Here is a 16,418-nt window from a genome sequence, read left to right on the forward strand (position 1 = left end):
CTGCAGTTTTTACGGTTAGTGTGCCTGTATAAGTACCTGCAATTGTACCCGCTGGAACAACTATCGTAATTGGACTTGCTGGTAATGAAGCATCTGTCACTGCTGCAAAAGTATTTGTAGGCGATGCATTCCAAATAATGCTATATGTTGTGGGAGTGCCTGATGTAGCACTATAACTTAATGTAGTATTCTGAGCACTTGCGCTAGGACAAACTGTTGCCGCAGCTGCTGCTAATGTTATTGTTGGAGTCGGATTTACTGTCACTGTAAAAGATGAGCCTGAACTACTGACACAACCTGCTGCAGTTTTTACGGTTAGTGTGCCCGTATAAGTACCTGCAATTGTACCTGCTGGAACAACAATTGTAATAGGACTTGCTGGTAATGTAGCATCTGTCACTGCTGCAAAAGTATTTGTGGGAGACCCATTCCAAGTAATGCTATACGTTGTGGGAGTACCCGATGTAGCGCTATAACTTAATGTAGTATTTTGTGCACTAACACTAGGACATACACTTGTTGTAGCTGCTGCTAATGTTATAGTTGGAGTCGGATTTACCGTTACTGTAAAAGTTGAGCCTGAACTACTAACACAACCCCCTGCATTTTTTACAGTTAGTGTTCCTGTATAAGTACCAGCAACTGTACCCCCGGGAACAACAATTGTAATTGGACTTGCAGGTAATGTAGCATTAGTAACAGCTGCAAAAGTATTTGTTGGCGATACATTCCAAACAATACTATAGGTTGTTGGAGTATTTGTTGTTGCGCTATAACTTAATGTTGTATTTTGTGCACTTGCACTGGAACAGACTGTGGCTGCTGAGGCCGCCAATGTTATCGTTGGCAAAGCGCTTACTGTTATTGTAGCTGCATTATTAGAGGTCGGGCTAGACGAACAAGACCCTGATGTAAGCGCAGTAACTGTTATAGTACTAGATCCTGCTGTAGTTAATCCTGTTGCTGTAAAAACTCCAGTTCCTGCTGTACTAACGGTCATGTTTGCAGTTAATCCCGTACCACCAGCACTTGGACTACTCCTATTATAGGTAACTACATAATTACCAACGGGCAACAATACAGCACTCGAGGTTAATGTTACTGTAGATGTTGTCCCTACTGACAAACACACATCTGTTGCTGCTGTACCTGTTACATCATATGTAGGACATATATAAGTAACTTTTATTTGTCCATTTCCTCCATTTCCTCCTTTAAAATTACTCAATAATATTCCTAACGCTCCACTACCTCCTGAACCTGGTGCTCCACCTGGATTACCTGCTCCTCCTAAAAGTACCCCAGCTCCTCCTCCACTTCCTCCTGCTACTGCAGCACCAGCCGTCCCATTTACTGCATTATTCCCATTTGAACCAGTTCCTGCACTACCACCTCCACCTCCAGAATATAATGTTCCCAAAAGAAGTACTCCTGTTGCACCACTACCTCCAGAAAAACTTGTTCCTATTCCTGAAGCTACTCCTGCTGCTCCTCCTGCTCCATAACCTGAATTCCCATTTTTTCCCCCTACTCCACCATTGGCTATTACTGTAGAAAAACTTGTTGCACTACCCGCACCTCCATCAATACCTCCACTTGCCGATGTCCCTCCAGCTCCAACTGTATAATTTAATACCGTGCTTGGACTTGTTGCAAGCACAACCTTACCATAAGCTCCGCCTCCACCTCCACCTCCGCTAAAAATAGAAAGAACCGCACTAACTCCACCTCCGGCACCTCCGGCACCCCAACACTCTGTTGTTAATGAAGTGACCCCAGCAGGTACAACAAAAGTACCACTACCAGGAGTTGAAAATGTGTTTGTAGTCTGAGACCACGAATAAGTAATAATAAAAACGAAAAACAAAGATAATTTTAGTCTCATAATAGTAGGTTTTAATGATAAAAAAAATCAATTAACTCTTTGTAATATTTATGAGTGGTATTGAAAAGGTGTTGATACTGATTGAAGATTTATCAGCATCATATTCTTTTCTCAAAAAAAATCATACAACGTAACTTATTAGGGCAAAGATACTTATGCAATACATTCTTAAATTTAACTAAAAATTCTTAAAAGAAGTTCATATATTGTTCATATTATCATGTATTACAACGTTTAAAATTGAGGTTTTATCATATATTTAACAAATTACAAGGCAATACCTCTCAATTATCACAATTTGATATAAAAATATCTATCTCTACTAGATGATTTACATAAGTCTTTTTAAGTAAGATTATTTCGAAATAGACTTTCGAGGCAAAACAAGTTTTTGAAAAAAAATTAAAGCTTTACATTTGTTCTTTATTCAATACTAAAACTACAATAGACTATATGAAAACGGATTGTACTCCTAAAGAAGCATTACAAAAACTAGAACATTTTTGTGCTTATCAGGAACGTTGTCATGACGAGGTGGTATCTAAGCTATATAGTCTAAAAATGACACCAGACGAAATAGACTCTATTGTGGTACAACTCATTACAGATAACTTTCTAAATGAAACTCGTTTTGCTTGTAGTTTTGCACAAGGAAAGCATCGCATAAAGCAATGGGGAAAAATAAGAATTGTAAACGAACTTAAAGCACGTCATATTACATCAACCAATATCAACCTTGCACTTGCAGGAATTAGTAATGATGAATATCTAGAAACATTTGAAAAATTAACGCAAAAATGTTGGGATAATTTACACGAAAACAATCAACTCAAAAAACGCAAGAAATTTTGTGATTATGTATTGCGCCGAGGTTTTGAAAGCAATATGGTTTATGAAAAAGTAAAGGAACTTGAAACCAATGTCAAGTAGTTTTTATATTTAAGTATAGATAAATCTTCGGCTCCGTTCAAACAGACAATCTGCATCAAATTACTTACATCAAATCTGTAAAATTTGTCTAACAGAGTCTACATATTTATTAGGCTCTTTCGAGTAAAATACTCACGGCATTTCCTCCAAAACCAACCGCATTTATCAATACCTTTTTTATAGGTTTCATTTGTTGTTGTGCTTCCGCAAAAGGAACTCCTATAAATGTATTGTGGTGCATCATTAAGATTGCCATTTCTACACTCAATATTCCCGAAGCCCCAAAAGTATGTCCAATCTTCCATTTATTAGTGGTAAGCAGAGGAAGTTTAGTCTCGGCAAATATCTTTTGGATTGCTTTATATTCTGTTAAATCTCCTTTTATAGTTCCTGGAGCATGCATAACAATCACATCTACATCTTCTGGATTAATTCCTTCCAGAGCCATTTTCATTGATTTTTGAAAACAAGTAGCTTCAGCAGAGATCGATATATTGTGTTCTAAAACTTCTGTAGCATATCCCACACCTATAACATAAGCAATAGCGTTTTCTTTTTCTCCAGCTTCAATACAACATACTGCAGCCCCTTCTCCCAGAACCATAGTATTTTGAGTTTTATTTAAATCGAATGCTAGATTTGGCCATTTATCGGTATTCAAATCTGCCCGAGAATAAATTTTTAAAGCTCGCATTTGTGCAATCGTAAAATCTGTTAATGGAGCTTCGCTTCCTCCAACCAAAAATTTATCAACCATTCCTGCTCTTAACCATGCCACCCCGTTTAGTAAAGCGTGTAAAGCTGTTGAACAAGTTATTGAATGCGAAATTTCTGGACCCGAACTTTGTAAATCGTGCGCTATCCAAGAAGAGATATTGCCTAATGTAGTTGTTGGAGAAGCTAATGTTTGTGCTTTTCCGGTTTCTAAATATTCCTGAAAATGTTTTTCGAATAAATCGGTAGCTCCACGAGAAGAACCTATATTAATCCCGAAAACAGCATCAGAATCCCAACCTGAATTTTTTATTGCTTCTCGAGACGCCGCCAAAGCAAACAAAACACTATTATCAAGAAATTTATATTTGATGTCCGAATTACGCACTTGTTCCACAATTTGCTTAGAATCTGTAGTAAGTGCAGCAACAGGAGTTTCTTGCTTATCTAGTTGCTGTACAGTAAAACAATGTTTGTTATTTAAGTAATTCTCCCAAATATCTTTTGGATTATTTCCTAAAGGTGAAATAGAAGAAAAGGCTGTTATGGCAATTTTTTTATTCAATGTCAATATTTTATTTAATCGAAAATTCGCAAGGTTTTAATAATTAAATCCAAAAGTCTAACTAATCTAATAGTCTAAAAATCTAAGAAGTCTAAATTTATCAAACCATTTCTAGAGCTTCTTCAATAATCGAATATACCTTTTCAAGCTGCTCATCACTAATAATGTATGGCGGCAAAATGTAAACTATATTCCCCACTGGTCTTAGAACAACTCCTTTATCAATAAAGAAATTATAAAGCTTCGTTCTCATCGAACCGTAATAACTTTCTTCTGAATTAGATTTTATTTCCAATGCAAAAATAACTCCTAAAACTCTGGTTGTAATAACTTTTGAGTGATTTTTTATTTTATCCTGAAAATGTAAATGGCTTTTATTTATACGCACAATATTAGCTTGCATTTCCTCTGTTTGTAGCAAATCGATACTTGCCAGAGCAGCAGCACATCCTGTAGGGTTAGCCGTAAAAGTATGCCCATGAAACAATGCTTTATTAATATCATCATCGTAAAACGCATCAAAAACTTCTTGGGTAAAAGTCGTAATAGCCATCGGGATAGTTCCTCCTGTTAATGCTTTCGAAAGACATATCATATCTGGGTTTTCATCCAGATAATCCATCGCAAATGTTTTTCCTGTTTTACCAAAGCCCGTCATAACTTCATCGGCAATAGTAAGAACATTATTTGCTGCACAAATCTGGATTAAAGTTGCCAATGCATCCGGCTCATACATTACCATTCCAGCTGCTCCTTGCACCAAAGGTTCAAAAATAAATCCTGCACAATTCTTATCTCTTATTACTTCTTTTAAAGCATCAAAACTTACTTGCTCTTGTCCTTTTACAGGAACAGGAATTCTAACCACATCTATAAACATCCCCTGAAAAGCTTGTGTATAAAATGAAATTCCGCTTGCGGCCATTGCAGCAAAGGTATCTCCATGAAAAGCATTTTCAAAAGCAATAATAGTGGTACGTTTTTCTCCTTTATTAAAAAAATATTGTAAAGCTACTTTTATCGCAACTTCTACCGCTGTAGAACCATTGTCTGAAAAAAATATTTTCTGTTGGTTCTTTGGTAAAATTTCGATGAGTCTTTCGGCAAGAACAATTGCTGGTTCATGTGTAAAACCGCCAAACAAAACGTGTTCCAGAGTAGTTAATTGTTTGTAAATCGCATCGGCAATAAAACGATTACTATGCCCAAAGGGGTTAACCCACCAAGAGGCAATCGCATCTATATATTCTTTATTGTTTTCGTCCCAAAGTAATGCGCCTTCTCCTCTAGAAATGGCGATAGGAACTGCTGCGGTTTTATGTTGGGTATAAGGATGCCAAAGGTATTGGCTGTCTTTTTCAGATAATGTCATTTTATTTAGAATATAGAAAATAGAGTTTAGAAAGAAAAGACTAAACATCTATAGATTTTAGCAAAGATAGGAAAGTCTATTTTCTTTATTCCATAATCTCGCCTCTACATTCCATCGCTTTCATCTACAATCTTTTCTCAATCCTCTTGCTTCTGTTCTCTTGTCACTAATTTCTCCTTCTATAAACCAAGCAAATTTCCTCTAAATAAATCGGCATATTCTTTAATAACGTTTTGATCAAAATAAGGCTCTTCATCAATTCGACCAATACATTTTATTCCGGTACTATTAAGAATAATTGCTTCGGAAGATTTGTTTTCGCTTCCGCTAAAAATAATTCCTGCAATATTTAATTTTCGATTCTTCAATGCTTCAATAGTCAGCAATGTATGATTAATACTTCCTAAATAATGTCTCGAAACCACAATTACTTTATAATCTGGCTGAATTAAATCAATAACAAATTTTTTATCATTTAATGGAACAAAAAGCCCTCCAGCACCTTCTACAACCAAATTATTATTGCTTGTTGGCTCAACTATTTCTTTTAAATCAATAGTAACACCATCAATTTTTGCTGCCAAGTGCGGACTTGCTGGCGTATTTAAAGCATAGGCATTTTTATGAAACTGAGACTTATTATTTGAAATTCTTGATTGAACTTTTGCCGTATCTGAATTCTCTAAATCCCCTGCTTGAATCGGTTTCCAATAATCTGCCTCTAATGCTTCTACAATTATAGCCGAAGCAATTGTTTTACCAACATCGGTGGATATTCCTGTTATAAATAATTTCATAGATTGGCACACGGATAACACAGATTAACTGATTATCACAGATTTTTTAGTTTGTTTTTTATCGTTTGTATATATAATTCGCTTGAATTCTGGGTCTTCTCCAAAATTCAAGAGTAATCCAACTTCAATTTCGGTTGCTTTCAAATAATTCATTAGCTGTGCTATGTGTACATTCATAAGTAACTCACAGGCTTTGAGTTCAACTATAACTTTGTCCTCAACTAATAAATCTGCATAATATTCTCCAACTAATTGACTCTTAAAATAAACTCTAATTTGCTTTTGAGCTTCAACTTTGTACCCCAACGATTTTAGTTCAAAGTACATTGCGTTTTGATACACTTTCTCAAGAAAACCATAACCAAGTTGATTGTAAACTGCATAATATGCTTTTAAAATTGAATCTGTAATTTTTTTATGAAGTAAGCCAGCCATAATCAATCCGTGTTAGTCTGTAGAATCTGTATTATCCGTGGGCTAATATACGACGTTACTTAGCAAAAGCAACACTTCCGAAATTTCTTCATAAGTATTATAACTATGAATACAAAAACGCAATCTTTCCTGTCCTTCCGGAACTGTTGGTGATACGATTGCTTTTACATCAAACCCTTTATCCAGCATTTTTTTAGCAACTTCTTTTACATTTTCGTTACCAGGAATAATTGCTGATTGAATAGCCGATTTGCTACGAACAAACATGGATTGTAACCCTAGAAGTTTTTTTTGTTGGTTGAAGTAAACGATGTTTTGGCGTAGTTTTTCGATGGTTTCTTTTTCTATTTCCAATTGCTGATAGGCAATAAAAATAGTTGCCACGGAATGTGGAGATAATCCTGTGGTATAAATAAAACTTCTTGCAAAGTTAACGAGGTATTCTTTTAGTTCTCCCGAACCAAGAACTGCTGCTCCATGACAGCCTAAACCTTTACCAAAAGTCATTATTCTGGCAAAAACCCGATTATGTAATCCTAAAAATTGCACTAATCCCTCGCCCTTTTCGCCAAAAACTCCTAAAGCATGAGCTTCATCAATAACCAGGTAACAATTATATTTTTCAGACAATACTACTAATTCCTCTAGATTTGGACAATCGCCATCCATAGAAAAAACACTTTCGGTTACAATATAAATCGTATTTAAAACTGTCTTCTTTTCCTTGTCTCCACTCGGAATCGCAATGTTTTGGTGTTTTAATATAAATCGTTCTAAATCTTCAAAATCATTATGATTAAATTTATAAGATTTAGCATTCGACATCAAAATCCCGTCCCGAATAGAAGCATGACTTAATTCATCATACAAAATAACATCATTACGCTGTGGTACAGCACTAAAAAACCCAACATTGGCATCATAACCCGAATTAAAGATTAGAGCCGATTCTGACTCGTGAAATTGAGCTATAAACGTTTCTGTGATTTTATAGAGAGAATGATTCCCAGAAATTAATCTTGAACCAGTTGCTCCGTTTTTAGTACAATTGCTATCAAGCAAATATTGATGTGTTTTATTAAAAATTGCTACAGAATTTGAAAACCCAATATAGTCATTGGAAGTAAAATCAATTGATACACTAGTATATGGCAATTGCCTAAGTGCGTTATTTTGCTTTCGTACAACTAATTTTTGAATAAGATTTTCTGGTAATTTCATAGAGCAAAGTTATGAAATTGATTATCATTATTAAATAAACAGCGAGTCATATCTAACTCGCTGTTTATAATTAGATTTTTAGATATTTGCTATGAAAGGTGATTGTTTAATGAATTTATCATCAAAAATCTGATCGACCATAAAACCTGCTATATCAGTAGCATTTATTTTATCACCCAAACAATCTTCAAGACTTACGGCAATTTCTGCACTTGCATCTGTAAATTCAATAAACGGAACTCTTACAAGGGTCCAATTAGCATTACTTTCAACCAAGAGATTATATGTTTTTTGTCTGTCTTCCTGAATCACAGGAAAATTAGCTTTCATCCATTCTGTAGCCTGAATCGTTTTTTCTCCTTTTTTATCAAAAGGTGTGTCAATATTAAGTCCTGCAAGTAAAACATACCGCTGAATACCAAACTCATTCATTGCCTTAAGAACATTAATTGTAGCCTCACTTGCCACAAGAGGCTCTCCTTGTCGTTGCCCAATTGTGCTTATCACTGCTTGACATCCTTTAAGTAATACTTGAATAGAATGAGCATCGATAGCATCGCCTTTAACAACTTCTACTAATGGATTTGTGTTTTGGAGATTTTTAGGATTTCTAAGAAGTAGCTTTACACCGAATCCTTTATTTAACAACTGGTCAACAACATATTTACCAGTTCGTCCGCCACCGCCTAAAACAGCAACTTTTATTATATTTTTCATTTGTTTTCTTTATAAAATTTGACATAGATAATGTTCGCTTTTATCAGGCTGATAAAGCGAATGAAACAAAAGCATCACTGCACTTTTGTAATAAAATCGATATTTTATAAAGAGATGTTAATACTCCAAAGATAGAAAGTTTTAAAGAAAAACAATCACAGCACATAACAAACATTCTTAAACAAAACAAAGTAATCATTTCCTTATTCTTAAATTATACACTGATTCACAGTAATTTGTATATTGCATTAAAAATAAAAAAAATGAAAGCCATTTGTAAAAACTGTGAAACACCCCACAATTCTAGTTTTAATTATTGTCCACAATGTAGCCAAAAAGTCAATTTACATCGCATAAGTCCTCATGAGGTTTTTCATGAAGCTGTTCATTATTTCACACATGCCGATAAAGGAATTTTTCAACTAATTAGGGATTTGACACTAAAAAGTGGAATTGTAGCGAAGGAATACATAAACGGAAAAAGAAAAAAATATTTCCCTCCGCTTAATTTTTTCCTCCTGATTGCAGCAATATTTGTTTTTATTTCTAATATCCCAAAAGAAGTGCCTCCCATAGATATTCAGAAAGAAAATCAGGAACTGAATAGCATCTCCAATCCTGCTCAGAAAGAAAAAATGATACATCTTTACGAACGAAAAGAAAAAATGCTTCATTTCATAAAAAAATATTCTAATCTAATGGCGATGATGGCCTTACCGCTTACTGCCTTTTTCTTTTGGCTTTTTTACAGAAAAGAAAACTACAACTACACAGAACACCTAGTCGCCGGAATGTATATGTTAGGTTTTTGTATTTTAATCAACACATTGTTAATACTACCAATATCCTTATTATTCCACCTTTCATCTAATTACTCCACAGTACTTTTTCTTCTTTTTCAGCTCCTCTATTTTACTGTTTTCTATTATAAGTTTTTAAATAAAAACTCAAAACTTCAATTCGCAAAAGCTTTTACTGTAAGTGCTTTAGGAATTATTTTTTGGGGAATTGTTTCAGGATTTACTGTTAATGCCTATATCTCTAGCGGTTTTTGGGGAATCGTATAAGAAATGAATATCAATCTAAAACAAAAAAGCCAGACAAATTATGTCTGGCTTTTTTAACTTTATTCTGAATTGTCTTAGTCTGCTAAAACAATTATTTTATTGTCTTTCATCTCGATTGTTCCTGATACGATTTCTAATGTATAGGTCTTATCATTTACTTTCGTGAATTTATCTGCTGCTTCTTTAGAGAAATTGAAACTTGTTCCTACAATTTTCACAGTCCCTTTTTGTAACAAAGAAACAATCGGCGCGTGATTATTTAAGATTTGAAAACTTCCATCTACTCCTGGTAGCGTAACCGAAGTAACTTCTCCTGAAAATAATTTTGCTTCTGGTGATACTATTTCTAAAATCATAATTCGTTATAATTGATAATTGATAATTCTCAATTGATAATTATCAATTGAATTACGCTTCTGCCAACATTTTCTCTCCAGCTTCGATAGCATCTTGAATAGAACCTTTAAGGTTAAATGCTGCTTCAGGAAGGTGGTCTAATTCACCATCAATAATCATATTAAATCCTTTGATAGTATCTTTAATGTCAACCAAAACTCCAGGAATACCTGTAAATTGTTCCGCTACGTGGAAAGGTTGAGACAAGAAACGTTGTACACGACGTGCTCTTGATACAGATAATTTATCTTCTTCAGATAACTCTTCCATACCTAGAATCGCGATGATATCTTGTAATTGTTTGTATTTTTGAAGAATTTCTTTTACTCTTTGTGCACAATCATAGTGCTCATCACCTAAAATTTGTGGAGTCAAGATTCTAGAAGTAGAATCCAATGGATCTACCGCTGGATAAATACCTAACTCAGCAATTTTACGAGATAATACAGTTGTTGCATCTAAGTGAGCAAAAGTAGTTGCCGGAGCCGGGTCAGTTAAATCATCCGCAGGTACGTAAACCGCTTGTACAGATGTAATAGATCCTTTGTTTGTAGATGTAATACGTTCCTGCATTGCACCCATTTCTGTTGCTAATGTTGGTTGGTATCCTACCGCAGATGGCATACGACCTAAAAGTGCCGATACCTCAGATCCTGCTTGTGTAAAACGGAAGATGTTATCAACGAAAAACAATACGTCTTTACCTTGATCAGTTCCTGCTCCATCACGGAAATACTCAGCGATAGATAATCCTGAAAGTGCAACACGTGCACGAGCTCCAGGTGGCTCATTCATTTGTCCGAAAACGAAAGTAGCTTTAGACTCTCTCATTCCTGGCATATCTACTTTAGATAAATCCCAACCTCCATTTTCCATAGAGTGCATGAAATCATCTCCGTATTTAATAATACCTGACTCTAACATCTCACGAAGTAAGTCATTTCCTTCACGTGTTCTTTCTCCTACTCCTGCGAATACAGAAAGTCCACCGTGACCTTTTGCGATATTGTTAATCAACTCCTGAATCAATACTGTTTTTCCAACACCTGCACCACCAAACAATCCAATTTTTCCTCCTTTTGAGTAAGGCTCAATCAAATCGATTACTTTAATACCTGTGAACAATACTTCAGATGAAGTTGATAGATCTTCGAATCTTGGTGCTGGTCTGTGAATAGACAAACCATTTTCTCCTGTTTTTGGCAAGTCCCCTAAACCATCAATTGCATCTCCGATTACATTAAATAATCGACCATATACGTCTGGACCGATTGGCATTTGGATTGGGTTTCCTGTTCCAACTACTTCATATCCACGACTCAAACCATCTGTTGAGTCCATTGATATTGTACGAACTGTATTTTCTCCGATGTGAGATTGTACTTCAAGAACTAACAATGTTCCGTCTTTTTTAGTGATTTCTAATGAATCATAAATTTTTGGAAGTTCAACATCTTTACCGTTGAAAACAACATCAACTACTGGTCCAATGATTTGGGCAACTTTTCCTATTACTTTTGACATTACTGTATGTGTTTATTAAATAGCTATTTAGGTTTAACGAAAATACCTCTTTTTTCAGAGCGCAAAGATAATTTTTAAAATATAAAATCAATAACTTTTTTTTAGAAAAATACTATATTTTTATCAGTTTACAAAAATAAGTACATCGATTGCATAAAAGTCCATCTTTACAAGGAGATAAAAAAACCACCACATTGTTAAAATGGGTGGCTTTCCTACTAAAAAAAATTGGCTTTATTGTAATATTGCTGGATATTGAATTGGATAAGTAGACAAATCAACATGTCGCAATGTGGAACCATACTTTGCATTAATGGCATCTATAAAAATATTAGCAATTAACCCGTACCCTCGTGCACTTGGATGAATTCCGTCAAGCGAAAATGCCCCTCCTGTTACATAAGCGGATGTCATATTAAAATTTCCGAAATTAAGACCCCCATTAGATAATTTTGCCATAACAGTTCTTGTATCGACAAAAGCTAACCCTTTTTCCTTAGCGATTGCTTCAATTGTTACGTTATAAGCATCTGTCGCTGTACTAACTTCTTTTACTTCATCTTTTGACAACACCCAATTATCTGCCAACGGTACCGACAAACCATTTACTTTTGTTGGATCTCCACCAACTGTAGTACCTATAAATGCTCTGGAAGTCAAGACCATGAAATCTTCTTTCGTAGCTTGCCTGTAAGACGGAAGCCCGTATGCGCTAAGATCTGTTAAATAACTATCTACAATAACAACTGCATTACCATTTCCAGCTGCAAATTTTACCGTACGACGAGCCGCTTCGGCTTCAGTCAGTAATCCATTTTTAACCATACTTAACAAACCTGCATTATAAGTAGCATATCCAGAATTTAATAGTGCTACCAAAGGAGCCGTTAGCGCAGCTGGATTATAAGGAACAGTTGTAAAATAAGGCAATGCATTTACGTAAGGTAAATTTGCTACTACCCCTTTAGCTCCCCCTGCCGTTAAACCTCCAACTAAAGCTGTATACACATTTGCAAATACAGTAGGATCCGTAATATCATCACTACCATAAGTAGCTGGATTAGGATTCCCTTTTTGATCTTTTCCTGCTCCGCCTGATGTTGCATAACTTAAAACATCGTTTCCTCCTATAAATAAAGAGAAAAAAGTAGGCTTTTGATCTGTAGCATCCTTCAAAATAGTAGTTCCCGGTACAGTAGCGAACCGAACAAAATATGGATTTGCAGCACCTAAAGATAACCCTGCAGGATTACCATATCCTGGCGCTATTAAATGAAAGCTTTTTGCCCCAGGAACACCCAGATTATTAAAAGGTCCAGTTATGTGTGCCATAACTTCAGTTGTGGAAGCAAATGGTACGGGCGCAATCTTTGGAGTACCATCTGGATTAAATCCTAATATTGCAAATCTTGGTGGAAATTTTGGATTTGGAACACCCCCAAATAACAACCCTCCAACATTATCCGAAGTCAACGGCGTTTTAAAGTCCCCACCCCCAGCAGCAATAAACTGCTGAGATAATATATTAGCATAAGAGCCTCCCTGTCCTTTTATAAATAAGGCTCCATCACTATATCCTGCTGCAAATGAATCCCCCAAAGCTACATACTTTGTAAAAACTGCCGAACCTGGTGTTACTGGAACTTCTGCTGGTGTTGTATCTTCATCATCGTTATTACATGCTACAAAGGCTAATGAAACCAATAGTAGCCATTTAAAATTTTTTATCATGATTTGTTATTTTAATACATTAATATTCATTTTCCCAAAACTTCTTAATTCAACAAGAAGTACTTAATTATATATCTATAATTTTATGGGTTAATTGTCCATGAAGCAAACCATTGTTGCCCTATTAAACCTGCTCCTACAACCTGAATATAATCTTTTCCAAAAATATTTGTTGCTCCAACCTTGATAACAGATTTCAACTTAGGAATTCCGTAATTTACCTGAGCATCAAATACCGTATTCTCCGGAACCATTCCATCTGCGAAAGATGCCTCCCATAAATACTCTGTATTCCATCTTATATTCATGTTAAACCCAAAATTTTTAAATAATTTCGAATTTCCTAACGAACCTTTGATTCTATGTTTTGGAGTATTAAAACCTGCAACAAATCCAGGATCTTTTGACTGATCAAAATTAAATTGTGAATAGTTGTAGTTAACACCAACCTCAAAGTCTTTATATACTTTTTTAGATAAACCAACACCAACACCAAAAGAGGTAATTTGCGCACTTGTATTTGTATAAACCTGATAAACTCTTCTATCTCCAAATGCTAACGCTTGGTAACTTTGTAATACCGCCGGATTAGTCATATCCGTTCCCACCGTTCCATAATACGGACTAATTACTCGAGCTGTATTCATGAAATTATCATAGATATTATAATATGCATTAAGATCAATTGAAAAATCTCTTACTACTGAGCGATACCCAACCTCAAAAGCTTGCACTTCTTCTGGTTTTACCAAACCAATATTAGCTACTTGTAAATCTTTTGGATTTCCCGAAGCCGCAAATGCTTGTACAGAAGCTACAGTATATGCATTATGATAAGCATTTTGCCCACTCATTTCTATCTGAGCAGGATTACCTGCAGCCTGACCAGCAGGACTCACATCTCTAATTTCTGTAAAACGATCAAGATTTTCTGCAGCAGAACCAATTAATGCAAATGGTCCTAAATCCAAACCAATATATTGATCTTGAGTTGTTGGATTTCTAAAACCTGTTTGATAAGAAACTCTAAAATTATGAACTCTTGTTGCTCCTGCTGAATATACAAATGCTACCCTTGGAGATATATTCCCTTTAAAATTCTGACTTTTGTCATAACGAACAGATCCAGTAAATTTCAATCTATCATCCATCCATTTTTTTGCCAATTGCGTATAAGCACCATATTCTTTATAATTTAAAGGTCCGTCATAATCTGTAAAAATTGTTCCTTCAGAATTCATTAAATACTCTCTCCAAGAGCCCCCAACTTGAATTTCAGCAAATTTGATAAGGTCTTTAAAATTATAATTCACATCTGAATGATATAATTTCGAGTGATCAATAAATTTAGCTCCTTGTGTTAAATCTGGATTACTTACCACATTAGCAAATGCACTTTTAAACTGAGGAGAACCTGGTTCAAATCTTGCAGATCTTGGAGCACTTGGATTATTAGGATCAATATTTGGTGATAGACCTAAACCTGGCGAAACGTTATAATCTGCAAAATTTCTAGCATAATTTGCAGCATCATTTGCATTAAGACCTAATACTGCCGATGATAATTGAAATGATTTAGCATAATCTGTAAACCAGTTTGTATCTGATTTAGCTGCCCTATTTACATTCCAACCAGCAAAACGCATATCATACGAATCTCCAGCATCTTCTGTAGTCATATAAACTCTCGCAAAGAAATTCTTTCCTTTAATTTCTAATTTGGTTTGATCCATAAAGAAATTTTTCAAAGAATATCTATTTGCTCCTTGATAAATAGTACTTCCTACACCTACCTTATACTGAAGTATAATCTCAGTTTCACTTTCCCATGGTTTAAGATGCATAGCAAAATCTGCCTTTATACTTTTAGATTTATTATCATTTAAATCTTTTTCATGATATCCCGTTCTACTTACCTGCCCTACATTAGAAAGAAAGGTAGTAACTTCATCTCCATAAATATTTAATCCATCATAATTTTGATTATTTGCATGACCAATAGAACCTCCAGTCATACTTCTTTGATCATCAGCAATCCACTCAGTAGCACTTATATAATTAAAGTTTGCCTTCAGTGCAAAATGTTTGGTAAATGCTGTAGCCGCTCTAAACCCAAAATCAACATAATCATTTGTCCCTGCAACATCCTGAGATGTCTGACCGTATTTAAAATAAGTACTAATTCCTTGATTTGTAAAAGGGCTTTTACTATTCATAAACAAAATACCATTAAAAGCATTAGCGCCATAAAGCGCAGACGATGCTCCAGGTAAAAGCTCTACACTTGCAACATCTAAATCATTTAGACCAATTAAGTTTCCTAATACAAAGTTCAATGCAGGAGATGAATTATCCATACCATCAACCAATTGCATAAAACGAGTATTAGCAACAGTTGCAAAACCTCTCGTATTTACCGATTTAAACGAAATACTACTAGTATTAAAAATAACCTCTTTCATATTCTCCAATCCTTCGTAAAAAGACGGAGCCGTTGTATTTCTTATTTCCTGAAGCCCCATTCTCTCAATTGTAACAGGCGACTCAATAATTCTTTCTGGAGTTCTCGAAGCTGAAACTACAATCTCGTTTAACATTGTTCTTTCTTCTGCTAACGACACAATAACTTTTTGCGAAGCCGAAGTAACATTAACCGTTTTCGTTTCATAGCCTACTGCCGTAACCTTAATTGCAAAAGGAAAGTTTTTCGAGGACTTTAAAGTAAATGATCCGTCAAAATCAGTAGAGGTACTACTGGACTCTCCAACAACGTTAATATTAGCCCCCGGAATCGATTGATTTTTATTATCGGTAACGGAACCTGAAATTGTACTCTGCGCAAAAGAAACGCCGCAGAAGAACAATGATAGAATAAGTAAATACATTCTCATTTGGTTAGATTTAGTTGGTTTATATTGCCAAAGTACAAATATTTTTGATATTACTAAAAATTTGTTAAAAAAAATTAATTTTCTTTATTTTTTTAGCAACAAAAATACATTTTTCACATTGCTGTTTTTTAAACTTTTGACAACTATAAAGCCCTAACTCATTGAAATATACT

General features: G+C 34.9%; 12 protein-coding genes and 1 pseudogene. 2 read left to right on the forward strand and 11 right to left on the reverse strand.

From position 1 onward, the window contains the following. A pseudogene (locus B8T70_RS11645) lies at positions 1-1,885 on the reverse strand (hypothetical protein); the annotation flags it as partial. Positions 1,886-2,338: 453 nt separating this feature from the next. On the opposite strand from B8T70_RS11645, the gene B8T70_RS11650 reads away from it, so the two are divergent. Next, the gene (locus B8T70_RS11650; RefSeq protein ID WP_039118152.1) at positions 2,339-2,815 is read left to right on the forward strand and encodes a regulatory protein RecX; all 477 of its coding nucleotides are present in this window, start codon (positions 2,339-2,341) and stop codon (positions 2,813-2,815) included. A gap of 109 nt (positions 2,816-2,924) precedes the next feature. Here B8T70_RS11650 and B8T70_RS11655 read toward each other — a convergent pair whose 3' ends face one another. The 6 genes from B8T70_RS11655 to B8T70_RS11680 form a co-directional block, all read right to left on the reverse strand. Then, positions 2,925-4,094: a beta-ketoacyl synthase N-terminal-like domain-containing protein gene (locus B8T70_RS11655; protein ID WP_086894956.1), complete on the reverse strand. Its 1,170-nt coding sequence runs from the start codon at positions 4,092-4,094 to the stop codon at positions 2,925-2,927. Between the two features lie 100 nt (positions 4,095-4,194). Continuing rightward, a complete protein-coding gene (gene bioA, locus B8T70_RS11660; RefSeq protein ID WP_086894957.1) occupies positions 4,195-5,466 on the reverse strand; it encodes an adenosylmethionine--8-amino-7-oxononanoate transaminase in 1,272 nt (423 codons plus the stop codon). Between the two features lie 179 nt (positions 5,467-5,645). Further along, positions 5,646-6,263 (reverse strand): dethiobiotin synthase, encoded by a 618-nt coding sequence (gene bioD / locus B8T70_RS11665; protein ID WP_086894958.1) that lies wholly within the window; start codon positions 6,261-6,263, stop codon positions 5,646-5,648. A gap of 24 nt (positions 6,264-6,287) precedes the next feature. Further along, positions 6,288-6,698, reverse strand: a complete 411-nt coding sequence (locus tag B8T70_RS11670; RefSeq protein WP_086894959.1) for a GxxExxY protein — start codon at positions 6,696-6,698, stop codon at positions 6,288-6,290. Positions 6,699-6,740: 42 nt separating this feature from the next. Beyond that, positions 6,741-7,919, reverse strand: coding sequence for a pyridoxal phosphate-dependent aminotransferase family protein (locus tag B8T70_RS11675; protein ID WP_086894960.1), 1,179 nt, complete (start codon positions 7,917-7,919; stop codon positions 6,741-6,743). Between the two features lie 78 nt (positions 7,920-7,997). Then, positions 7,998-8,636, reverse strand: coding sequence for an NAD(P)-dependent oxidoreductase (locus tag B8T70_RS11680; protein WP_086894961.1), 639 nt, complete (start codon positions 8,634-8,636; stop codon positions 7,998-8,000). 263 nt (positions 8,637-8,899) lie between these two features. Between B8T70_RS11680 and B8T70_RS11685 the strand changes: the two genes are divergently transcribed. Continuing rightward, positions 8,900-9,703 carry a DUF3667 domain-containing protein gene (locus B8T70_RS11685; protein WP_086894962.1) on the forward strand — a complete coding sequence of 268 codons (804 nt, stop codon included), beginning with the start codon at positions 8,900-8,902 and terminating at the stop codon, positions 9,701-9,703. Between the two features lie 74 nt (positions 9,704-9,777). Here B8T70_RS11685 and B8T70_RS11690 read toward each other — a convergent pair whose 3' ends face one another. The 4 genes from B8T70_RS11690 to B8T70_RS11705 all read right to left on the reverse strand — a co-directional run bounded on the left by B8T70_RS11690 (position 9,778) and on the right by B8T70_RS11705 (position 16,245). Beyond that, positions 9,778-10,059 (reverse strand): F0F1 ATP synthase subunit epsilon, encoded by a 282-nt coding sequence (locus B8T70_RS11690; RefSeq protein WP_039113235.1) that lies wholly within the window; start codon positions 10,057-10,059, stop codon positions 9,778-9,780. Between the two features lie 52 nt (positions 10,060-10,111). Continuing rightward, the gene (gene atpD, locus B8T70_RS11695; RefSeq protein ID WP_039113236.1) at positions 10,112-11,623 is read right to left on the reverse strand and encodes a F0F1 ATP synthase subunit beta; all 1,512 of its coding nucleotides are present in this window, start codon (positions 11,621-11,623) and stop codon (positions 10,112-10,114) included. Positions 11,624-11,857: 234 nt separating this feature from the next. Next, entirely contained in the window at positions 11,858-13,354 is a 1,497-nt protein-coding gene (locus B8T70_RS11700; RefSeq protein WP_086894963.1) for a G-D-S-L family lipolytic protein, read from the reverse strand. Positions 13,355-13,437: 83 nt separating this feature from the next. Continuing rightward, a complete protein-coding gene (locus tag B8T70_RS11705; RefSeq protein ID WP_086894964.1) occupies positions 13,438-16,245 on the reverse strand; it encodes a TonB-dependent receptor in 2,808 nt (935 codons plus the stop codon). Positions 16,246-16,418 lie beyond the last annotated feature (173 nt).

The organism is Flavobacterium sp. AJR (genome assembly GCF_002156885.1).
GTDB lineage: Bacteria > Bacteroidota > Bacteroidia > Flavobacteriales > Flavobacteriaceae > Flavobacterium.